Here is a 23,262-nt window from a genome sequence, read left to right as displayed (position 1 = left end):
TTTTAAGCCATTTGCGCCGCAACTTCCGCCGCAAAATCTTCGTTTTTCTTCTCCAAGCCTTCGCCAAGCTCAAATCTAACGTATTTTACGATCTCAATTTTACCGCCAAGCTCTTTGCTCTTTTCAGTTATTACTTGCTCAACAGTTTTCTTATCGTCCATTACGTAAAATTGACCCAGCAACGTAAGTCTTTGATCTAGTACGGTATTGTCCGCAAAAAATCTTTCGATCTTTCCAGGTATGATTTTATCCCAAATTTTCTCAGGCTTACCTTCGGCTTTTAGCTCTTCTTTTATAGCGTCTTCGGCTTTTGCTATGACATCATCGGTAAGTTGCAATCTACTTGCGTAACTTGGGATGTGGTGAAGCGGTTTGCCAAGGCGAACCAACTCTTCATTGTCTTTTTCAAGCTCGGCTTTAAGAGCGATAAATTCTTTTTCCACAAATTCTCTATCAAGATCTTTGTAGCTTATCACACTTGGCTTCATAGCGGCTGCATGCATACACAAATTTCTTATGAAATCCTCTGCTTTTTGAGCTGTTTGAGCGCTATCGCAAGCTGCAGCAATAATAACGCCGACACGTCCGTTTGAGTGCACATATCCGTTTACTACGCCGTTTTCATCTACTTTAACCGTCTCAAAGCGTCTTACTACCAAATTTTCGCCGATTGTAGCGATTTGACCCTTGAAATAATCTTCAAATTTAACACCGTTTATAACGCTCTCATTAAGACTTTCTACGCTAGAGATAGAGTTTGCTTGGATATGAGCGGTAGTGTCTTTTGTAAGGTTTTGAAATTGAACGTTTTTAGCAACGAAATCAGTTTCTGAATTTATCTCTGTAATAGTTGCTTTCTTGCAGTGTTCGCATACTTCAACCGTTACAAGACCCTCGCTTGCAAGTCTGTCGGCTTTTTTAGCGGCTTGTCCAAGACCTTTTTCGCGAAGTATGTCTACGGCTTTTTCCATATCGCCGTTAGCTTCGGCTAAAGCCTTTTTACAATCCATCATTCCGGCTCCGGTTGCTTCACGGAGCTCTTTTACCATTTGTGCGGTTATTTCCATTATTCTTCATCCTCCGCTTCAAATTCTTCTTCGCTAAATGCCTCTTCTAGCACAGCATCTTTCTCATCTTGAGTAACCTCTTCTTTACCTTCTTCGGCTACGCCGCCGTCTTTTTCAAGTTGTGAGCGTCCTTCGATGATAGCCTCAGCCATCTCTTGGCAGAAAAGTTGAACCGAGCGGATAGCATCGTCATTTCCTGGGATTGGATAGTCGATTACGTCAGGATCGCAGTTTGTATCTATCGGAGCAACTACAGGGATTTTTAGTCTGTTAGCTTCTTGGACTGCTATTTTTTCTTTAACTGTATCGATAACAAAGATCATATCAGGTGGAGTTTTCATATTTCTAATTCCGCCAAGGTAGGCTACAAGCTTCTCTTTTTTTCTTCTTAGCATTAAAGCTTCTTTTTTGGTTAGAAGATTGATTGAACCGTCCTCTTCCATAGCTTCGATAACTTCAAGCTTGCGGATTGATTGGCGGATAGTTCCGAAGTTTGTCATCATACCGCCTAGCCAGCGGTGATTTACGTATGGCATACCGCATTTTTCAGCATATTCGCCAACTGTTTGACCGGCTTGTTTTTTTGTTCCTACAAAAAGGATAGTTTTACCCTCTGCCGCTGCGTCACGAACGATGTTGTACGTGTAGCGGAAGTAGCGGATAGTTTTTTGTAGATCTATAATGTAGATACCTTTTCTCTCGCCAAAAATGAATTTTTTCATCTTTGGATTCCATCTGCGTGTTTGGTGTCCGAAGTGAACGCCGCACTCTAGCAAATCTCTCATTGTTACCATATCGGTTCTCCTTGTGCGCTTTTGCGCGAAATTTAGGTTTCTCCTCCACACCCATTAACGACAAATTTGCACTTGTCGCAACCAAATTTTAGGATTGGTGTGTGTGAATTGAAGCTTGGATTATACTGAAAGCAATATAAATTTAAGCTAAATTTTATGAATAGGCTTTGGTTAAAAGCAAAATTATTAGTAAATTTTAATTATCAAAATTTATAGGCTCCAGCACACTAAACTAGAGCCTATAAATTTCAAACACAATCGCAAATTTACTATCACGGTCGCAATAAAATCACTCGAAAAATCCTTTTTTAACAAGCTCTTTATCTTTCACGCAAAACTCACCTTTTGCGATTACATCTTGAACTGCCATATCTTCATCAAAGCTTGTAAAGTCAGCATCAAAACCGACTTTTATAGAGCCTTTATTTTCTAAATTTAAAAATTTAGCCACATTTTTTCCCATCAAAGAAAAAGCCTGAGTGTGAGTTAAAATTTTGTTTTTAACCACGTCTCTTAGCACGTCTAAATTTGCGCTGCAACTTGCACATCCGTATCCGACCAGAGCGCCACTTTCATCAAATTTAGGCACACTTCCGTTGCCATCAGAGCTCATCGTCATCATGTCTAGTTTCAAGCCCTTTTCAATGCCGTAAGCTATAACTTCATGAAGCGGAGCAAACTGACTTCCGCCGCTTGTGATATCAAAAAATCCGCCCATCTTTTGCAGTTTCAAGCACTCATCAAAGAGATCTTTTGTCCTGGCACAATGTGTCGGAGAAAAGTACTGAACAGGAAATTCGCAGTCTTTTAGTATCCTAAACACCGCATCAAGCTTGCTAGATAGTCCGCCCATGTGCATATGCATCACGCCGCCTTTTTTGGATATCATGCCTCCAATTCTTATCTGAGTTAGTATTTTGATGAGCTCTTCATCGGTCGGATAACTGCTTCTGTTATCCGACATTGCGATTTTAACGCCTCTAACTTTATCGATTAGCACTAAGTCTTTAGTAATACTTCCCGTAAAAGTAACAGTCGGCGTAGCGTATGAACCGGTGTGAATAAATGTCGAGATGCCCTCAAATTCAAGTGCTTTTGCTTTGGAGTAAAGATTTTCAAGACTTCTGGTACAGCCATCAGTGCCTAAAACTCCAACGACAGTCGTGATACCGTGTTTTACGATTTCGCTTAATTTAATTTCAGGAGTTCTTGAATGATATCCAGCTTCGCCTCCTCCACCCGTGATATGGACGTGCTGATCGATTAGCCCGGGAGCTAAAATTTTGCCTTTAAGATCGTAAGTTTCAAGGCTTTCACAGCGGAAATCAAGCCCTTTTCCAATAGCTAAAATTTTACTTCCGCCCACAAGCACATCGCTATCTCCGACATGCTCAGGGGTAAATAAATTTGCATTTTTAAGTAGTATCATGCTCACTCCTTTAAATTTTAAATGTAGATTTTTTATTTTAGCAAATTTAAAGAAATTTTAGCCTTTATGCAAAATTAAATCAAAGCTTTCCAAGCTCCATAAACATCAAATTTTCACAGCTTTGCTCATCACCCAGATCGCAGCCTTGCTTAAAAAACTCCTTAGCCTTGTCTCTATCTTGCTTCATATGAGCTTTGGCTTTTGGATTAGTATTTAGCGCACCTACGTTATAACAGCCTCTTGAGTGATGCATCTGGCAAGCTTTAGCGTGAAACTCTTCGGCTTTTTTGAAATTTAGCTCAATACCTTGCCCTCTTACATAAGAGCGCGCAAGCTCGTAGCAGCCTTCAGGAGTGCCGTATTCGCAAGCTTTTTTAAAGAATTCGTTGCCCGCTTTTTTATCTTCTTTTATGCCTTCGCCTTTGAAGTTAAACACGCCTAAGTTAAAGCACGCCATGCCGTCTTCGCCGTTGCAAGCTTTCGTTAGAAGCGCGACAGCTTTTGCGTAATCTTTCAAATCGCTATAAACCATAGCAAGGTTATAACAGCCATAGACGTTATCGCCGTTGCAAGCTTTTTCATAGAGGTTTACTGCCTTTTGCATGTCGTATTTAACGCCTCTTTCGTTTTCATACATGGCGCCAAGGTTATAGCATCCCTGCATATCGCCCTCATCGCAAGCCTTCTCGTAAAGCTTTGCCGCCTCTTCGTATTTGCCATCTACATACGCATCATCAGCCTTGTTTAAAGTCGAGGCAAAAAGCGCTGCCGCACAAACCATCATGCAAATAATCTTATTCAAATTTGTCCTTTGTGTGAAATTCTAAGGACGTGATATTAACAAATCATCTCTTTTTAGCGGATTAAATTTATCGTTTATTTTAGATTTTGAGCCTTATCGCAGCTTGATTTAGCCCCAAGAGCGCATGCTCTTTCGTGATAAAGAAGCGATTTTTGCATATCTTTTAGCGCACCCTCGCCTTTTTCATGCATCTTTGCCGCCATAACGCAGCTTGAAGCCGTCTCAAGCTCGCATGCCCGCTCGTAAAATTTAAGCGCCTGCACATGATCTTTTATGACACCGTTTCCGTAGTAGTACGAATTTGCCAAGACTATGCAGCTATAAGAGATCTCGCCATCACAAGCTTGCATGGCAAATTTCGCAGCAAGCGCGAAGTCTTGCTTAACCCCTCTGCCCTCATAATAAGCGCTCGCAAGTCTATCACAGCCTAGTAAATTTCCACCTTCACAGGCTTTTTGATATAACTTCACGGCATTTTCATACTTAAGCTTATCGTTTGAAAAGTAAAAATTACCAAGCATAATACAAGAGTCTAAAAGCCCGCTATCGCAAGACTTTGTTAGAATTTCTATCGCGGCTTTTTCATCTCCTATGCGAAAGAGTCTTTGTGCTTCTTGCAACTGCGCGCCAAAAAGAGTAAAGGCTAATAAAACAATCAAAGCTATCTTTTTCATCATCTCACCCGCTTAATTGCACTTCCTCTTCAATCTTCATCAAATTTATAAAAATTTGTCTTATATTTTCGCGCTCATCTTCGCTTAATGAAATTTGCTCGCAGTTTAAGAATTCCTTTACCAAAGCTTCGTTTTGAAGTCTTTCCGCTCCAAATTTCTTGGCGTTTTGAATTATTCTTACCACTCTTAAATCCTTAGGCGCAAATGCTTCATATCCCATTATGCAGTCCTTAAAGTATCTTAAAAAATAAAATTATAAAACAACAAAACTGAATTATCAAAGCAAAAAGAGGCGATCGGAACTAGTCCGATCAAGAGAAAAGTTATTTTTTTACGTCAATTACAAGAGTTGCCGAAAGCGTTTCTTCATCGCATTTATTAGCATCGGCATAAGGAGCTTTATACGTAGCTTCCAAAAGCCATTTGCCCTCTTTAATAGCTATTACTTCAATCATTCCTTTTAAGTCCGTAGTTCCTAAAAACGTATATTTACCTTCAGGAAATCCCTCTATAGCGCCCGTGACCTTAGCAACTTTAGCAGGTTTGCCGTTAGCGAAAAACTGAACCTTAAACGGCTCTCCGGCTTTAATCTTAGTTACATCGCTTAATGGCACGATCTCGGCAATTTGACCTATCGGCTTATAAACAAACTCATCGATCTCGCCGCCTTCTACAACAATATCTTTTGCGGTCCTTCCTATGTATCCGCAAGACTCGACATTCTTTACATTTTCTCTGGTGCCGTCCATATGCCACTTGCCGTCTTTATCTTTTGTCCAAAAAGTAGGCTTATAATCGCCCGCTAGGACGTAAGTTCCTTTTTGAAGCTTTTCGCCCTCATAATGATAGTTTTCGCCAGCTTGCTTTAAAACGGTTTTGGCACCGCTTTTATCCACTATATATAGCGGAGCAAAAAGACTTAATCTCTTCTCGGCTATCGCTTCAGGTTTTGGGAAGCTATGTCCGTAACCGATGTCGGCGCTAAATTTATCCATATTTTTTCCTACGACCCAAAAATCATGTGCAAAAGCACCGCTTAACGCACCTGCTACGACTAAAGAAATTAATATCTTCTTCATTGCTATCTCCTTGTGAAATTTTTAAGATTGGACAAGCAGAGTATAACACAACTGATAATTAAAATCAAATTTTGTTTAGTTAAAAAATTAAATAATAATTTTAAATGAGAAATAAAATAAAAAAGTTAAATTTCTTATTTTGCAAAGCCTATTAATAATTCTACAAATTTAAATATTGAAATTTAATCACCAATATCAAATCAACAATCAAGCAGCCAAGCTTAATCGCTATCTCGCCATAATAAAACCCGCAAATCTTCCCGTAACTCGCTCTCTGCGATAGGAAAAATACCTCTCATCGCAATGCGTGCAAATTTCATCAAATTTTACGCTCTTTACGCCAAGTTCCTTAAATTCATCAGCCAAAGCGGCGTTTATATAAAATTTCCCATCGTTTTTGTATCTATTAAACTCGCCAAGATCAAGCCCGCCTATATCATAGCAACCGCCTTTGATATTTGGTCCAACAAAAACGCTTAAATTTTGCTCGCTGCACCCAAATTCGCGCTTCATTAAATTTACGGTATTGGTGCAAATCTTACCTATGGTTCCCGCTCTTCCCGCATGGATAGCAGCCACAACCTCACGCACCTCATCCACAATCAAAATAGGCGAGCAGTCAGCCACCAAAACGCAAAGCGCAACGCCTTTTAAATTTGTGATTATGCCGTCGCAAGGCGCTATTTCATCATCTAAATTTCTAATTATTTCCACGCGGTTTGAGTGAATTTGACGCATGAATTTTAGATTTTTTATCTCCACACCAAGCAAATTAGCTAAAATTTCTCTGTTTTTAGCTACATTTTTAGGCTCGTCTCCTACATGATCGCCTAAATTTAAGCCTTCATAATCTCCTACGCTCACTCCGCCAAATTTGCTAGTAAATCCACCGTAAAAACGCTCATTATCAAGTACTAAATTTACACTAGCGTCTTGCATAAAAACTCTTAATAAAGACTTGCGATATGATCTATCTCTTCCCAACTCATCTGCTTTTTAAAGCCAAGCTGGTGAGCCACGTAGCGCGCTAAAAGATCGCTTTCGATATTTACTCTTCGGCCTATTTTAAACTCGCTAAAAAGGCTCTCGCGAAACGTTATAGGAATGATCGTTAGGCGCACTCCGTTTGGCGTAACCTCATTTATCGTAAGGCTTACCCCATCCACGCAGATACTGCCCTTATTTGCCATTAAGTGCATGATATCTCGCGGCAAATTTATATAAAAATCCACTCCGTTTTCATGCCTAACTATCTTTGAAATTTCGCCTAGCGCATCGATATGACCTTGTACTAAATGCCCATCCACTCTATCGCTAAGCCTCATAGCAGGCTCCATATGAACCCGCCCTTTTAAATTTTCAGTCGCTATAACGGCTCTGGTTTCCGTACTTAGCTCTACACTAAAGCCGCCCGCAAAAAGCTCTATCACGCTTAAGCAAGCGCCATTTACCGCTATACTATCGCCTAAATTTGGTCTATGTTTTGCCTTTAGTCTAAGCTTGTTTTGAGAATAGCTAACAACCTCGGCTATCTCGCGAATAAGTCCGTTAAACATAATTTAGCCTTTAAATTTTTAAAAATTTTACTAAATTTCTACTCACAGCAAGCTTATGATTTTATTTTTAATAGCCACTAAATTACAAACCTTTATTAAAAGCTTAATTTATCATAATCAGCTAACCTTTATAAGTTTTTGGCTAAAATCCCCCTTATTTTTAAAAGGCAAATTTAGTGGATAATTATGATGTAGTCGTGATCGGCGGCGGTCATGCGGGCATTGAAGCTTGCACGGCGGCTGCAAAAATGGGTAAAAAAACACTTCTTATAACAATTCTAGCAGAGCAAATCGGTGCAGCAAGCTGTAATCCCGCAATCGGAGGACTGGCAAAAGGTCATCTCGTAAAAGAGATAGACGCGCTTGGCGGAGCTATGGGGCTTGCAACGGACGCTACGGGAATTCAGTTTCGCGTGCTAAATGAGAGCAAAGGTCCTGCGGTTCGCGGTTCAAGAGCGCAAATTGATATGGATAGATATAGAGTCTATATGCGAAATTTGCTTTTAAACACTCCAAATTTGGAAATTTCTCAAGAGATAGCAACTGAAATTTTAACTCAAAACGGCGAGATAACAGGCGTAAAAACACATCTTGAAAATACGTATGGAGCCAAAAAGCTTATCATTGCCACCGGAACTTTTTTAAACGGGCTTATTCACGTTGGGTTTAACAAGCTTGAAGCAGGTCGCGTGGGTGAGCTAAGCTCTACAAATTTAAGCTCAAGCCTTGTAAATTTAGGGCTTAAAATGGGCAGGCTAAAAACGGGAACTTGTCCAAGGATAGATGCCAAGACGATTGATTTTAGCGTGCTTGAAAAGCAAGGCGGAGATGAAAATCCAAAGCCGTTTAGCTTTAGAACCGAGAATTTTAACCCTACCCAACTGCCTTGCTACATCGCTTATACAAACGACATCACGCACGAAACTATCCGCTCAAATTTCGATAAAGCACCGCTTTTTACGGGGCAAATCGAGGGTGTCGGACCAAGATACTGCCCAAGCATAGAGGATAAGATAAATCGCTTTGCAGATAAAGAGCGCCACCATCTTTTCATAGAGCCTCAAACCCTTGAAGCGACTGAATACTACATCAACGGCTTTTCAACGAGCCTTCCTTACGAGGTGCAAGTTAAGATGCTACGCTCGGTAAAAGGCTTTGAAAAGGCCCGCATAGTTCGCCACGGATATGCTATTGAATACGACTACGTCGAGCCTACCGAGCTAAAACACAGCCTAGAAACCAAAAAGATAAAGGGGCTTTACTTAGCAGGGCAGATAAACGGCACGACAGGCTATGAAGAGGCGGGTGCGCAAGGACTAATGGCAGGCATAAATGCGGTTTTAAGTATCGATGAAAAAGAGCCTTTAGTCTTGCGCCGAGATGAAGCCTATATAGGCGTGATGATAGATGATCTGGTCACAAAAGGCACAAAAGAGCCTTATAGAATGTTTACCAGCAGAGCAGAATACCGCTTGCTTTTGCGCGAAGATAACGCGATTTTAAGACTTGGCTCATACGGACGCGAGCTTGGGCTGATAGATGCAAAAACTTATGAAAAAATAGAAAGCATAAGAGCAAATTTAGCTAAAGGGCTTGAAATTTTAGAAAGTCGCGAGCTAACTCCGTCAAAAGAGAATTTAGCTATGCTTGCAAGCTTAAATGAAGATATCATCAGCGAAAAAATCACACTTCAAAAGATAGTCGCCAGAAAGAGCTTTAACGAAGAAAAACTACGCAAACTAAATGAATTCTTTGAAAATTTAGACGAAGCTAGCTTGGAGCAAATTTTAATCGAATGCAAATACAAGCACTACATAAACGAACAAAAAAACCAAATTGATAAAATGAAAGATATGATGAGCGTCAAAATTCCTGAAGGCTTTAGCTTCCGCGGTATCAGCGGACTTAGCAACGAAGTGGTAGAAAAACTTGAAAAATTTGCGCCGCCTACGCTATTTGCAGCAAGTGAAATTTCGGGCATTACACCTGCTGCGATTGATATTTTACACATTTATATTAAGCAATTTTGTCAAAGTCAAAATAAAATGAGAATAGGAAATAAAAATTGATAATATATACAATAAAAAATGAGAATGGAAATGAGGAGAAACAAAACCACTAGGAATATAATCCCGGAATTTATGGCAAAAAATCCTAAAGATATTTTTAAAATTCTACTCCCAATAAGACTAATGCTTAATAGTGATGATTATGCAAATAATAAATTCAAGGTTATAATAAAAAACCATGAAAAAAATTATACTTTTAGCTACAATCTTTCTCCGGAGCTACTTTTTACTCATTTTCCTGTCAGGAAGTATTTCTTAAATGGGTGTAAAACAACAAAAAATAATTAATAGTGAGATACAAAGATTTAACTTTAATATCAATACTTATATGATAAATAAAGATAACACATTTAAATTAGAAGAACTGATAGAAGAAAGTGAAATTTTTTATCTTTTTGATAAATTATTAAATCCATATCTAAAATACACTAAACAAATATATTGCTATTATATTTGTTTTGACAATTTCAATGTAATAATCCCGCACTATGCGGTTGCAATATACTATTATTTCAGATTTACTAGTTTAAGAGAGGCTGTATTTAGAGATCAACTAGACAATCTGCATCAAGGAGCATATATTGAAAACAATAAGGCTACAATTATACTAAAGCAGAAAAAATCAGACGAAGATGCAGCTCATATACATCGCTTTGTATGCCAAGAGTATTCCAAGAAATGTTTTGAGGACATCAGTGCCTACATACAATCCTATCTCAATTATATGAAAAATAAAACAGTGAAAAACATGCCAATAAAAGCAAAATTTCCTATTATGGATGAATTTAGAATTGAATCTAGGGCATCACTCATTAATGATAAGCATGGCAAGCTTACTTATTTCATACATGAAATTATTAATGATTACTCAAGCCTCGGATTCACAAAACTTCTTAAAATAATTCAAAAAGATAATATTATAAAAAGCATGAAAGATTTTTCGTCATTACCCACAGTGAAGTCTATGATGCTACATGACACAACAGAGATACTTAAAGAAGCGTCAGCGACTCGTGCATATTTTTATAACAAATTTATAAAGACAAAAATTTTTCTTGTGGAAGCTTATGCGGCATAGAAGTAAAAGAAAAAGAAGAAACTATTGATAGCATAATAAAAATATTACAGATAAAAGAATACGCTTTAAACAATACGCCAATAGATCAAAGCACTACCGAATCGCAGATTAAAGGCGTAAGCACAATAAGAAAAGTTGTGCTCGGCACAAAACTAAAAGAATATATCATGAAGAAAATTGACGACGAACGCATTAAAAATTTTGAAGCATTCAATAAGTATATTGATTTTTTAAAAACCGAATGCAACATAGAAGGTTTAGTCAAAAATAATGTTCAAAAGCTACCACAAATCATAGACCAAAAAACCGGAAAAGTTAAACCAAAATGCAAACTAAATCAAAGAGAAAAAGAATACATTACAGCAACTTTTAAGTACAATAATTTACATATAGGGTTACTGGATATTGAAAATGGGGAAAATTCATCGGCAAGTACTTGGGTGATTATTTCAAACAATCCAGTAGCACAAAATACTTTTGATTTTTTTATAAATTTATATTTTATAGATGATATGACGATAGAAAATATAAAAAATATATATAAAAATACTCCTTTAAAATTTGTAACAAAAAATCATGAACATACAAAAGATCTATCAAAAAGAGATTTAATTAGATGGGCAAGTGGACTATTAAGCAAAATATGAAACTAGATATTGCTTATCTATAAATTATTAAACTATATTATTTGTTTATAAATTCTTACGAATTGCCTATGTACAGTATAGTGACATCCGATAACATCGGCTACATTTTTTTGATTTACAATCTTATCAATACTTCTTAGATATCTAATCGCGGACATAACTTCGTTTTCACTTATTAATCTGCCTATCTTATTTTGTGGCGGTATAAGACTACCTACTATTTCTTTATACCAGAATGGAATATCATTAAAACCATGTATAAATTCTCTATAGGTTAATTTATTTTGTTTTATGAAATTTAACAAATTATTAGGGTAGTTTTGAAAAAGATAATACACCATCGCGGTCAATACGAAATCTTTTTGTATTGACAAAGTCTTTTTAGAGTTATACAAATTAAGTTTGTTGCAGATTGTTTTATACTCATCTAATAAAGGAAAAAAATCAAGCACTAAAGGTCTTATGTTGTTTAGCATGCAACACAGTTTGGTAAAAATCTGAAATACAAAAAGTGAATTAATTTTTTGTTTATCAATAATAAAATAACCCCCATCAAGTCCCATTTGAAACCATCGGATGGCCTTTAACCCATATTCAAAATTACTATATATAGGCATAGTAGTAGTTAAACGTAAATCTCTATTGCATTTGCTGCAAAAACAAATTTCTTGAAAATAATTTATCTTATCTAATCTAACTTCTTGATAACAACTCCAGCATCTATCAGTGAGAAATACTTTATGCTTAGTGCAGGCATTATAAAAATAATATCTCCAATACTTTCTATAGTAAGGAACTGTATCTTCAGATAAGCATTTTGGACAAAACATTAGTCCATGATGCGTGCGCTTGTCTTTTAACTTTCTAATCTGCTTGGATGGATAAAGACAATTATTGCAAGAAAACAGATGCCCTTCTTCGCTTCTAAGAGACATTTTTAAAACATTTTGTTTGTCTAAACCACTCTTTAAAGATATATAGTCAAATAGCTTTTCATCATATAAAAAATCTATATCTGTCCTACTAACCAAACTTCCTTCTTTTTTGATAAACAATGTAAAAAATGAAGAAAGTTTTTGAAAATGCTTAGTCGCCATGCGAGTAAGCCATGAACTCAACAACTCATCTTCAAGAGGATGCGGAACAACTAAAAAGAAATAATCCTCAACCCAATTATTGACTCTTCTTTGCTTCTTCATGTCATAGCTTAGGCAAATACTCTATATCAGAGACTATAATTTTTTCTCTCTTTGATTTTATTGCTTTTACGGCAGCTTTTTTAAGCAAATTAACAGTTTTGCCAATCAATCCTTCCGACTTATGAAATAATGCACTTATAATCTCCGCATCGTCTGCCATATTGGAAGCCTCTTTTAAAGGCAAACATCTTTCGTAAGTTGCTATAAATGAACGAAATTTTTTGTCATTACTCCATCTTGGTAATTCTATCGCAGGAAATCTGGACTCAGTTTCTGATCCTATAGATAATGCAGAATAAGCCTCTTTTGTTCCGGCTAAAACTATTGTTAGTGACAAATTATTGCTTAGCTGCTTTAAATCATTAATAAAAGTACGTTGTTTGTTTAAATTTCCTGTTAAAGCACTATGAATTTCATCAATTAAAATCATTCTAGTATTAAGTTTTTTAAGATGCCTTTCTACTAATTTTGACTTTTCTATAATTTTTTCAGTCAGCTTATGGGGTACAAATAACTCATTTAAAATAAGAGAGTATAACCTACTTTCATCTGGTATGGTTGGGGCTTGAAAATATATAATCGGTATTTCATATATAGACTCCTTATCATATTTCACATAGCCCAAATTAGCATTATGCAAACGATACATCTTTTTTAAAATAGCTGTTTTTCCATTGTTAGAATCGCCATAAATCAAAAGCCCCTCATGCCTCATTTGAGGTGGATCTGAAAATTTATCCTCAAGCAATTCTATTAATTTATTGGCAGCAGGATATGCTATCCAATGATCCTGCTTACAATAACTAATTCTTTCTTCGTCACTTTTTGATAAAAATTCAAAAGCTTCTGAAGTTAAATTTCTGCTATTCATTTATTCAACCGAATATATTTCATATCCATTACCGCCATCATTCTTCTCATTATTCAATTTTAATGCATCATTTTCTTCTTTATAGTCAATTCTTTCTTTATCTATTTTAAGTGTTTTTTCTTGATGTTTTTTTGAATTATGTTTTCTTTTAATTGATTTTTTCTGATACATGGCATCTAAAGTATACTGATGCAATCTATTATAAGCTTCAAATATATCATAAGATTCTAGCTCTCTTCCGGTTATTATACGCCTTGCTTCCGCTATAGAAGCTCTTAGTTCCGATAAGTTCATCTTTGGCTTTCTTATATCGGCATACGGAATAGCAATGTAATCATTTATATCTTCATCATAAATATAAATTTTACTCACATCTCTTGGATCTCTTTTGCAAACAACTCTATTATTTAAGTCCGGTTTTAATTTTTTATATTGGCTTGGTATAATCCATTTTCTAAGGTATTCACTAAAGTAAGTAATGTAATCAATAGTAATACCATTTTTTTGCACAGCTCTTCTTATTTCTGGCAACAATGCCATTCTAAGTTTCAATGTATCGGCAGGAACTGTAGGCAAAAATGGAATTGATTTATCTTCTCCTACTCCTAATAAACCTTGATAAAATTTCTCTTTAGGCGTCATGCCTAATGAACTATGTTCCGTACAATGGTAGACATTTACTACAAAATCCAAATACCACTTTTCAAGCTCATGCATAATCATTACAGCTTGTTCCTCAGAATTATAGTTACCTTTATCAGCAGTGTTAGAAAAAGTTGCTCCAGGTATTTCATGTATTTTTTTCATACATGTTCCGATTACTCTTTCTACTGCTCCCCCAAATTCAGGCCTAGCTACAGGACGATATATATCTTCAATTCTATATTCTTCACAAAATTTATGCAGACTTATACTTCTAAAATCCTTGCCGTTATCCATATGTATTTTACGAGGAAGTCCATAAACTGGCCACTCTCCTTGAATGCCATAACGCTGCATCAAATCATCTTTGGGCAAAATAGCATTGAGTAGACACTGTCCGACACTAAAATATCCCGGAGCCTCTAGGCTAATATAAAACCCATATATCATCCTGCTAAACACATCAATAGCTACAGTAATATAAGGTCTTCCTATACTCTTTCTTGTATCTTCATCAACAATCATAACATCCATCTTTGTATGATCAATTTGAATAATATCCAAAGGCATTCTTACTTCCGGAAAACGATTTGGCATTCCCCTAGTCTCTCTAACTGTTATCCCTTTTCTATGCTTGGCAATTATCTTTGGATTGACGGCGTTGATTCGATTACGTATTGTGTTTTTAGTAGGAATTTTAAAACCTGCCATACTACACTTCTCTACAATCTTATTGTATATACTTGTCAGAGGATATCGTTGTTTATTTAAATACATCTCCTCTATTACTTTTTCAATGATTACATCTACTGAATCATCTAGCCTGCTTTTGCCTTTTCCTCCGCAATACTCTCTTCTAGTTATTAAAGACGATAAAGTGCCATAATCTTCATAAAGACTAATCCATCTATATATAGTAGATATTCCCTTTTTATATTTTTTAGCTATTTTTTCTACATCTTTTGCTGTTCTATTTTCAAGCTTCAGCAATGGCTCAATAATTTTATACTTTTTCAACACTAAATCAAACTCTTCATCTTTGATTTGAGATAATGTTTTGTCAAGCCGTTTAATATTTCTAGGATCTCGTATAAGTTCATTTACCTTTACTAGCCTCTGATCAAAAGGATTTGTACTTTTTTTAAGTATAACTTCATCAAAATTCGTATAGGCCTTAATATAATATTCCACTTCTTCATAGAAAATCTTTGTGCCGATTTCAAAACTTATAACATTGCTCATTGCGTTATCTCCAAATATGAATTCATAGTCAGTTTTTCTATATCCAAGCAAGCTTTTATCTTTTTTTGAACTACTAGCATCCATATAAAATTTGAAACAATGGGATAATCAATTAGATTTGAAGTAATCTTTTTTACCAAGTCAAATGCAGTTAATTTCTTATAATATTTCAAAGCAGAAATTATTTCGTCTTCAAACTCAACTTCAATAGGATTTAATTTATATCTGTATAAAAAATCTATATTTTCCAAATATGTCAAATTTAATGATTTTTCAGTAAACAAATCAAACTCTAAATCATATTCATGCGCAAACTTTCTTGTAGCTTCGAATTTATCTTCAAAATATGATTTTCTTCTATCAATCTCATTAGTATATTTAACTTCGATCAAAGAGTCTTTGAGACCTAATTTTTGATCTCTTACAATATAGCAATCTAAACTATAAGTCATGTTTCTGTTATTGAAGTGTATTTTTATTTGTGGTTGCTCATAATACGATATAACATTATCATCAAATTCTAAATACAAAAAATGATGCTTTTCTAATAATGATTCAAAACCAATAGACTTATTATTTTTTACACTTGGAAAATGTCCAGTAACTGAACGATAATTTTTTTTAATTTTTCGTTGAGGAAATGTAATATAGTCTCTTGTCATAATCATTTTGAATCTAAAAACTTAATTAACATTATCATACAAGAAATATACTTAAGCATTTATTTTATAATTATTCTTCGTATTATCACTTTATAGTTATCAATAATAACAGTCTAAACTTTTATGTACAATAATTACTTGTAATAAAAGTTAGTATTTTTCAAACATAAAAAGTTTAAACTGAATTAGACTTAAAATCTTTGCAATACATGAAAAATTACTTTTAAATAGTATTAAATTGACTTTGCTCCTAAAACTTATCTTCTATAATTTGATGTTTTGCAAAAGTCCAAACTTCTTGTATCTTTCCATTTTATTCTAAATAAGTCAATACCGGGGCTATTTAGTTTATCATTGCCTATTTTTGCCAATGAAACTACGCTGGCGACAACAAAACAATCATTGTTTGCAGCCCAATTTATTATAAGCCTGAATGTTGCGTTACTTCTTTTTGCAAATTCTCCTAAGCGCTCTCCTAACGCTTGTTTACCTATTACAATACCGGAAAGAGGGCCTTCTCCTCCCATATGCCATACTATATTGTCAGACATAGTTTCAAATACCGCCTTAAAATCCCCTCTTGACAAAGCATTTGCATAAGTGTCAAATATCTTAATGATTTGGTTACTCATAACACTATCCTTTTAAATATTTAGAAATAAATTTTACTTGTCATTATTATACTTTTTAAGTATTGACTTTACAAGTACAAACATATATAATACATAGTATTATATTAGATACTATGTATTATATATGGAGCTTTTTATGTCAAATATTTACGATCAATGTCCTTACGTGACTACTCAAAAAGTATTACAAGGAAAGTGGGCGATTGTGGTTTTGTATCATCTAAGCACGGGTACAAAAAGATTTGGTGAGCTTGAAAGGGCAATCCCTGAAGTTACTCGTACGGTTCTAACTAGGCAACTTCGTCAGCTTGAGAAAGACAAACTAATCAACAGAAAAGTTTTTGCCGAAGTTCCTCCTCACGTTGAATACTCCCTAAGCAAATCAGGTTGTAAGTTTCAAAAAGTGCTAGACGAGATAGAATTTTTTGGTTTAGATTACATTGAGGAATTAAAATCTATTGATAAATCCAAATAAATTAAAAATAATTAATATTTTACGATTACTTTTTAACTTTGGCATAAAACAGACTTTTTTGATTTATCTAGGCAAAACGAGTGAATTTTAGATAATAAGTTAATAAGACCAACTAAGAATATAATATTTTATATTTTATATATACTATTAACAATAATATAGATAATAAATAGCTAGTATAAAATAATATTAAATTAAAAAATTTATACTTTTTTTCTTGAGTATCAATAAGCAATTATAATAATTTTACTAATTTTAAAACTTAATTACGATACTTTTTACTCATAGATTTTATTGAAAAATTTATTTACTATTAAGCAATCATCTTCATTAATTATATATTCCTTTTGCTCTTTAGTAAAATTATATATTCCAAAATTTTTTATATAATTCCTTCCAAGAGAAAAATAACTTGAGGAATAATTTTTACTTATACTTGAAACATATTTCCAGAAAATGTCCGACATAAAAAGCTTATTCAAAATTTGTAAATCTTCTAAGTTGTTAGACAATGCTGCCATACCGTTATAAAAATACAAATTTTCATCTTCTGAAATATAACTTTTAAAATCTTTTCTAGCCAATTGAGGAAACAGTAGTTTGTATTTGCTTTTCTCTAATGATTGATTTCTTCCAAATGCATACCAATAAGGATAATTTTTTCCCCGCCCCTTATCTCTTAGTGATAGCTTATGTTTATTTTTTAATAGATACTCATATGCATTAGGATATTTTTTCGAAAATTTTTCTTCTGGAATCACAAAAATTTGATTCTTTTCATCATAATCATATGGAAAAATAATCTTTTCAACAAAACTATTAATTTGATTACTTTTAATTAAAAGATTAGAATTTACAATGTTTTTACAAATTTCTTTCTCTATTTTAGTATTTATATCAATATAATAATATTTTATAGATTCTTTTACTGGCTTAAAAATATAAATACTATTTTTTAAAGTAGCAATACCACTTTTTGTATTATATATATCTCCTAATGGAGTGCCAATGGTTTCTAATTTTTCAACTAAAGTTTTATTTTTAAAATACCAACCATTTTGAATTGATAATTCACTATAAAAATACTCTTGGTATTTAAAATTATCTTTTAGATGACATTTTCTTAATGGGAGATATCTAACAATGCTCGATCGACTTTTAGATAAAAAACATATTGATGTATAAGTTGTCCTTGAATTAAAGATTTGTTCATCTTCAAAGTCGATGATTTTTAACTCTGCTTGCTTTTCATGAAAATAACTTCTTATTCCTCGACCGTTAAGGCTTTTTGTAAAAGAGTTTACAGTGATATATCCAAGAATTCCTTTTGGTCTTAAAAGCTCAAATCCAATTTGAAAAAATGGTATGTAAAGATCGGGGTGCCCTGTTCCGCAAGTACTCCATTTTGACATTAAAGCTTTTGTCTTTTCGTCCATATTTCTAGAACATACATACGGGGGGTTTCCAAGTATGATATCAAAACCATTACTTGTTTTTATTTGATTATTTTCTTTATACCAATCAAACTCCAAAGAATCAGCACAATATAGATTAAATTCAAACTCTTCTTCGTCTTCTCCACACTCTATAGCAAATAATGATAGCAATATTTCTGTTCTTTCTATACTATATGCCTGGATATCTATTCCAAATATATTTTCCTTATAAATTTGCTTATAATACTTATTGGTATTTTTTCTAATAAGCTTAGATGCATCTATTAAAAATCCGCCACATCCACAAGATATATCCGCTATTCTAAAATTGTATATATCTTTAATATCATTATGTTGCTTAAATGCTTCGTTGGTTATAAATTCTCGAATGTCTTTAGGTGTATAAATTGCCCCATTCACTAGTTTATCTGATGGAGAGATTACAAATTCAAACAATTCAAGAAGATCTTCGCAAGTAAACTCTCTTTTAACTTCTCTAACCAAGAACATAAACTCATTTAAAAATTGATACTCATCTTTATCCTGTTCACATATAATTAATTTGAGTATTTTCTTATTATTATTTACTTTTAGATTATTTAAATATATATATGTGGAAACAAGGAGCCTATTTACAGGAAAAACTTCTCTATTGTACTTTTTTAAATAATTAAAAATTTTTTGATTCAATATCTCACCTTGATAATTGAGGAAATATGTCAATAGAAGGCCAAGGCTGGCTATTGGTTTCTTCAAAATGCTTTGAAATAGTTTTAAAATATGGATAAATAAAATATTTTTGATATTTTTTTATTAAATTAGCATATGTGCCATTTTTTTTGAATCTTCTCCAGGCTTCTGGAAAAAAATTTGATAAAATAAAATCAATTCCCAAAAAGACATCCATTGGATGATACATTATTCTAGGCGTATCCATAAATAGTGCCTGTCCGAAATCAATCCCAATATCTTTTATTTTTCTTCCGCCAAATTGGAAATGATAAGCTGGATGTATTTCTTTTGAAGGATTTTTTCCCTCTTGGTGTCGGTCAAAATGAATTGAATAAAAAGGATCATAGTTTTTGTTATTTGGATCATTACCAGTAATACAAATATTAAACTCCAAATAACGCAATGGATCTTTTAATTCGGGTATATTTTTATATTCTCCTTTAACTTTTATATCAAAAAATAATCTTAGATTTTCTATATTTGTATGAGACAAGTGGGAAGGATATTCTATAAATTTAAATTCTAGAGGCTTTAATTCATACTCAAAAGACTTACTTTGTTTTATTTGCCCAACTATACTTGCAATTTGATTTGCGAAACAACAAATTTTATGTTCTTGACTTAAAATTTGATTAAGTGTATTCAAATCACTAATCATATTTGAAATAAATGTTTTCTCATTAAAATCTTTAAAAATATAGCTCATAATTAGTATCTGCTTCTAATAGCTTCTAATCTTTCTCTATCACTAGGATGTATACTGATGCCTTTTGACTTATACTTTTGTTCTAATATAGAATACAACGAACAATAGCTGTACTCCTGCCATGGTTTTGGTTCTGTAGGAGTGTTAATTTTAAATCCCTCAAGAGGGTCTAAAGGTTTTTCTAATACACTACAATATGTCCAAAATCTACTACTGTTATTTTCTTTAATTGGTTCAGCGGCAACAAGTTTTCCTAAATTTGTAATTTTCTTTAAAAATTCAACTCTTTCATTGGCATCCAAATACGATAAATAGGTTTCAGTTTTTAAATAGAAAATATCATCAACTAGATGCATCCACCATCTATTCCAGCCATCTGAAAATACGCCAGTATATTTCGCTTTCTTAAAATACTCTTTTAGCTCTGCCCAGTCATCTGATTTTTTTATGTCGATCCCAAATCTTGATGCCAACATCAATTCATTAATCAAAACACCTGATGTATAAATTAAATCTTTTAATATTACCTGAGCATATTCATGGGTTGGTATATCCGGATTATCATATCGTGCAAATATTCTTTCATCCAACTCCGCAAGAGAGTCTAGTCTAACTAATTTTTTAATATTTTTTTCATTATTAATTCTTCTATATCCCTCTGCAAGAGAAATTAATTTTAATTTTGCATTTTCAGGTATTCCATTTTTGTCTATATATCGATCAAATAAATCTTGACTTGTTAAATCGACAAAATAAACTTTTTTTAACTTCTCATCAGTAGAAAATAAAACTATCGGAATATCTTTAACGATATCTCTATTTGTTACTAATGTTCTTATATGCTGAGCATAAACAGTGGCTGTAAAAGGAACTATAATTTTATTTTCATCTTCACTGGCTGTTTGATCAAGCCTTAAATCAAGCAACAATCCATCATATTTTTTTATTGTTTCTTTGATTTCTTCAGTATTAGACAACTCAATTTCGGACACATGTCTTGTATCTACTTTTATTTTATCACTTGACAACTTCTCTGCAAGAGGCTCCCTAACTTTTTTCTCTTCATCATCAACATATAAATACTTATACGTCATATTTATATCCTTTTTTATCATGTGGCAATTCAATTCTAATAGTTGTATTATAGCCTTTAATTGGCTCTTTTACATAAATTAAACCTCCATACCCAGCAATAATATCTTTAACTATTTTTAGCCCCAATCCAGTTCCAGTCATTTCCTCATGATGCTTTGCAATTTTCCCAACTGGTTCACTTGTAGTAAAAAAAGCCTGAAATATTTTTTCTCTATTTTTCAAAGGAATTCCTATTCCATTATCAGAAAATTCAAGATATATAACATTTCTGGTCTTTCCGGCTTCAACAAATATTTTTCCTTTTTGTGTATTATTTTTTTTAATCGCTTTTCTTGCATTAGTATAAAGATTAAATAGTATTGAAGCCCACTCTGATTTATGCATAGGACATGTAAACAAATTATATCCGATAAAATTTTCATTAAACTCTAAATTTCTTCTTTGTAAATCATTTAAAATACTATTTTTTAAAGACTCCACTACACTTCTCAGTTCAATAGGAGCTAATTCTCTTTGAATATTTTCAGAAATTGCTTCATCAAAATAAGAAGTATAAGTGTTTATGCTTTTAATATTACTGTCTAATCTATCAACAATCAATAACTCATCTTTATTTGTTGTTGTATTCCTAATATTTTCAATATCAGCCGATAATGCTCCCTGAAACTGCTTAATTTCATGTATAAATTCTCCTATTGTCAGTCCGAGGCCAGCCAATATTCTCAATAAATTTTTTTCTTCAAGCAATTCATGTTGTTTTTGTTTTTGTTCCTCTTGGGCTTCTTTGAGCTTTTGAGTAATACTACCTAACTTCTCTTTTATATCATCACTGTCTTCTTTACAATCAAATATTTGTTCATCTTCTTTAAGTGATGCCATGCTTTCTAATTCTTCGATTATTTCAGAAATTTTTTCTTCTGGCTCTTTTTTCCAATCTTTCTCATTGGTTCTAGTTTTAACGCCTCTTTCCGAGCTAATCTTTGTTACACCATCAGTTAAAACTTTATAGCCAAAATCAGTTAATTCATTAAATGCATCATTCTCTAGTAAGCCTTCTCTACTTGAAAGCTCTTCAAATTTATCATCTTGTCCATCTATCTCTATAAAACCAAAAAAGTTTATATTTGCATGAGTTGGTAAAACCGTTCTTCGTCTTACAGAAGCATCCAATCCTAGCCAATCGTTTAAAGGTTCTGCGTAAGGTAGCACTCTAAATCCATTTCTGTATAATCTTATTCCACCTTGTGTTTTAGCTTTTTCATTAATAAATGACTCTACTTGTGGTGATAAATGTACTCCTTTATAAACAAAATAATAAGCTCTCAAATTTACATTTCTTATATTTTTATATGGTTTATCTTTGTTTAGCAATACATCTTTGATTTTAAAATTTAACTTTTGACTGTTGATACTAATTCTCATAAAGCCTTCATCATCCACATTACCTTTTATTTCAGCCAAGGCATGTTCAAAGAACATAGCATTATCATTTGCAATTATTTCGCTAAAATTACCTTCTTTTCTTTTGCAAATAAGTTTAAATCCTGGATCTTCTGTTTTCAACTTTACTTTTGCGAGTGGAAACGGCTGTAAAATTTCAGAAGCATATCTATAAACTCTTTTAATCTGAGCTTCTGTCCATTTATCTCTTAGATCCCTTATTATTAATTTTGTACCGCTTTTTTTGTTAGGCATTCGATCTTTATACTCTATCTTATTACCAATAAACATTAAATCTTGATCGTTTTTAAAATCATCCCAGTTTATAGTTACTTCAAGCGCCTGCTTAGAGTCTTCTGTCTGTGTTACTATTGTCAGTTGTTTTCCAAGTCTTTGAGCAGCAAAACGACCTATTCCTTTTTGGCCAGCTCTTTTCCTTCTGTATGCTGGGGAGAACGGATAATGAATTTTATCGCTTGATGCTAATCGCATAAAACCATTTACTAATTGATCTTTGGTCATGCCAACACCGTCATCACTAACAACAAGAATTCCACCAGTCTCATATGAATCAATAAAAGTTAGCTTAACTTTTATTGCATCAGCATCATAAGAGTTTTTAACTAACTCGGATACAGCAGTTTCATGTCTAGCTACGAGCTCTTTGCCCAATCTATTTATTATCCCGGCATCTATAGAAAAGCGTATATTATTCTCATCAAATTTAGATAATTCAGATGATAGTTTTAAAATTTTTGAATAATTTTCAGGTTCGGCTTCAAGAATATATTTTAATTCTTCTCTTATTTTGTTTTCATCCATCTTAGTTCTTTCTGATACAACTAATCATATATAAGACATTTAATTTTATTTATGATATCATATATTCTATAAAATAGTTATTTCTAAATTAAAAGACTTTTAAAGTGTATTTC

At 33.4% G+C, this 23,262-nt stretch carries 22 protein-coding genes; 4 read left to right on the top strand and 18 right to left on the bottom strand.

All coding sequences use genetic code 11. The features are described 5' to 3' along the window. Positions 1–2: 2 nt before the first annotated feature. The 9 genes from tsf to ribE all read right to left on the bottom strand — a co-directional run bounded on the left by tsf (position 3) and on the right by ribE (position 7,401). The gene (tsf, locus tag CORI_RS02035) at positions 3–1,067 is read right to left on the bottom strand and encodes a translation elongation factor Ts (RefSeq protein ID WP_172201475.1); all 1,065 of its coding nucleotides are present in this window, start codon (positions 1,065–1,067) and stop codon (positions 3–5) included. Continuing rightward, complete coding sequence (gene rpsB, locus CORI_RS02030; RefSeq protein ID WP_169939912.1) at positions 1,067–1,861, bottom strand: 30S ribosomal protein S2; 795 nt, start codon at positions 1,859–1,861, stop codon at positions 1,067–1,069. Before rpsB ends, tsf begins: the two co-directional genes overlap by 1 nt. A gap of 289 nt (positions 1,862–2,150) precedes the next feature. After that, positions 2,151–3,290 (bottom strand): beta-aspartyl-peptidase, encoded by a 1,140-nt coding sequence (iadA, locus tag CORI_RS02025; RefSeq protein WP_173030605.1) that lies wholly within the window; start codon positions 3,288–3,290, stop codon positions 2,151–2,153. Positions 3,291–3,369: 79 nt separating this feature from the next. After that, a complete protein-coding gene (locus CORI_RS02020) occupies positions 3,370–4,092 on the bottom strand; it encodes a tetratricopeptide repeat protein (RefSeq protein ID WP_173030604.1) in 723 nt (240 codons plus the stop codon). 74 nt (positions 4,093–4,166) lie between these two features. Further along, complete coding sequence (locus tag CORI_RS02015; protein ID WP_173030603.1) at positions 4,167–4,766, bottom strand: tetratricopeptide repeat protein; 600 nt, start codon at positions 4,764–4,766, stop codon at positions 4,167–4,169. 4 nt (positions 4,767–4,770) lie between these two features. Continuing rightward, complete coding sequence (locus CORI_RS02010) at positions 4,771–4,986, bottom strand: acetyltransferase (RefSeq protein ID WP_173030602.1); 216 nt, start codon at positions 4,984–4,986, stop codon at positions 4,771–4,773. A gap of 103 nt (positions 4,987–5,089) precedes the next feature. Beyond that, complete coding sequence (locus tag CORI_RS02005; RefSeq protein ID WP_173030601.1) at positions 5,090–5,845, bottom strand: DUF4198 domain-containing protein; 756 nt, start codon at positions 5,843–5,845, stop codon at positions 5,090–5,092. Positions 5,846–6,073: 228 nt separating this feature from the next. Then, positions 6,074–6,784 carry a peptidoglycan editing factor PgeF gene (gene pgeF, locus CORI_RS02000; RefSeq protein WP_173030600.1) on the bottom strand — a complete coding sequence of 237 codons (711 nt, stop codon included), beginning with the start codon at positions 6,782–6,784 and terminating at the stop codon, positions 6,074–6,076. 8 nt (positions 6,785–6,792) lie between these two features. Then, on the bottom strand, positions 6,793–7,401 hold the full coding sequence (ribE, locus tag CORI_RS01995; RefSeq protein WP_173030599.1) for a riboflavin synthase: 609 nt from the start codon (positions 7,399–7,401) through the stop codon (positions 6,793–6,795). A gap of 176 nt (positions 7,402–7,577) precedes the next feature. Here ribE and mnmG point away from each other — a divergent pair, with 176 nt between their 5' ends. The 3 genes from mnmG to CORI_RS01980 all read left to right on the top strand — a co-directional run bounded on the left by mnmG (position 7,578) and on the right by CORI_RS01980 (position 11,195). Further along, complete coding sequence (gene mnmG, locus CORI_RS01990; protein WP_173030598.1) at positions 7,578–9,470, top strand: tRNA uridine-5-carboxymethylaminomethyl(34) synthesis enzyme MnmG; 1,893 nt, start codon at positions 7,578–7,580, stop codon at positions 9,468–9,470. A gap of 259 nt (positions 9,471–9,729) precedes the next feature. Continuing rightward, a complete protein-coding gene (locus CORI_RS01985; protein WP_173030597.1) occupies positions 9,730–10,548 on the top strand; it encodes a hypothetical protein in 819 nt (272 codons plus the stop codon). 167 nt (positions 10,549–10,715) lie between these two features. Then, the gene (locus CORI_RS01980) at positions 10,716–11,195 is read left to right on the top strand and encodes a hypothetical protein (RefSeq protein WP_173030596.1); all 480 of its coding nucleotides are present in this window, start codon (positions 10,716–10,718) and stop codon (positions 11,193–11,195) included. Between the two features lie 32 nt (positions 11,196–11,227). On the opposite strand, the gene CORI_RS01975 is transcribed toward CORI_RS01980, so the two are convergent. The 5 genes from CORI_RS01975 to CORI_RS01955 all read right to left on the bottom strand — a co-directional run bounded on the left by CORI_RS01975 (position 11,228) and on the right by CORI_RS01955 (position 16,443). After that, positions 11,228–12,394: a TniQ family protein gene (locus tag CORI_RS01975; protein WP_173030595.1), complete on the bottom strand. Its 1,167-nt coding sequence runs from the start codon at positions 12,392–12,394 to the stop codon at positions 11,228–11,230. A gap of 1 nt (position 12,395) precedes the next feature. Further along, the gene (locus tag CORI_RS01970) at positions 12,396–13,265 is read right to left on the bottom strand and encodes a TniB family NTP-binding protein (RefSeq protein ID WP_173030594.1); all 870 of its coding nucleotides are present in this window, start codon (positions 13,263–13,265) and stop codon (positions 12,396–12,398) included. Further along, positions 13,266–15,233 (bottom strand): Mu transposase C-terminal domain-containing protein, encoded by a 1,968-nt coding sequence (locus CORI_RS01965; protein ID WP_173030593.1) that lies wholly within the window; start codon positions 15,231–15,233, stop codon positions 13,266–13,268. Beyond that, a complete protein-coding gene (locus CORI_RS01960; RefSeq protein WP_173030592.1) occupies positions 15,146–15,811 on the bottom strand; it encodes a TnsA endonuclease N-terminal domain-containing protein in 666 nt (221 codons plus the stop codon). Before CORI_RS01960 ends, CORI_RS01965 begins: the two co-directional genes overlap by 88 nt. A 257-nt stretch (positions 15,812–16,068) precedes the next feature. Next, a complete protein-coding gene (locus tag CORI_RS01955) occupies positions 16,069–16,443 on the bottom strand; it encodes a nuclear transport factor 2 family protein (protein ID WP_216842252.1) in 375 nt (124 codons plus the stop codon). 136 nt (positions 16,444–16,579) lie between these two features. Here CORI_RS01955 and CORI_RS01950 point away from each other — a divergent pair, with 136 nt between their 5' ends. Continuing rightward, positions 16,580–16,918, top strand: a complete 339-nt coding sequence (locus tag CORI_RS01950; RefSeq protein WP_173030591.1) for a helix-turn-helix domain-containing protein — start codon at positions 16,580–16,582, stop codon at positions 16,916–16,918. 278 nt (positions 16,919–17,196) lie between these two features. Here CORI_RS01950 and CORI_RS01945 read toward each other — a convergent pair whose 3' ends face one another. From CORI_RS01945 to CORI_RS01930, 4 genes are read right to left on the bottom strand one after another with little or no spacing between them, the layout of a single operon-like run. Next, positions 17,197–19,044: a class I SAM-dependent DNA methyltransferase gene (locus CORI_RS01945; protein WP_173030590.1), complete on the bottom strand. Its 1,848-nt coding sequence runs from the start codon at positions 19,042–19,044 to the stop codon at positions 17,197–17,199. Between the two features lie 4 nt (positions 19,045–19,048). Further along, the gene (locus CORI_RS01940; RefSeq protein WP_173030589.1) at positions 19,049–19,792 is read right to left on the bottom strand and encodes a hypothetical protein; all 744 of its coding nucleotides are present in this window, start codon (positions 19,790–19,792) and stop codon (positions 19,049–19,051) included. 2 nt (positions 19,793–19,794) lie between these two features. Next, on the bottom strand, positions 19,795–20,886 hold the full coding sequence (locus CORI_RS01935) for a hypothetical protein (RefSeq protein WP_173030588.1): 1,092 nt from the start codon (positions 20,884–20,886) through the stop codon (positions 19,795–19,797). Further along, positions 20,876–23,149 (bottom strand): sensor histidine kinase, encoded by a 2,274-nt coding sequence (locus tag CORI_RS01930; RefSeq protein ID WP_173030587.1) that lies wholly within the window; start codon positions 23,147–23,149, stop codon positions 20,876–20,878. Before CORI_RS01930 ends, CORI_RS01935 begins: the two co-directional genes overlap by 11 nt. Positions 23,150–23,262: the final 113 nt, after the last annotated feature.

The organism is Campylobacter sp. CCUG 57310 (assembly GCF_013201975.1).
Lineage (GTDB): Bacteria > Campylobacterota > Campylobacteria > Campylobacterales > Campylobacteraceae > Campylobacter_A > Campylobacter_A canis.
Note: the sequence above shows the minus strand (reverse complement) of the source record. Positions and strands in the feature narration are given on the sequence as shown.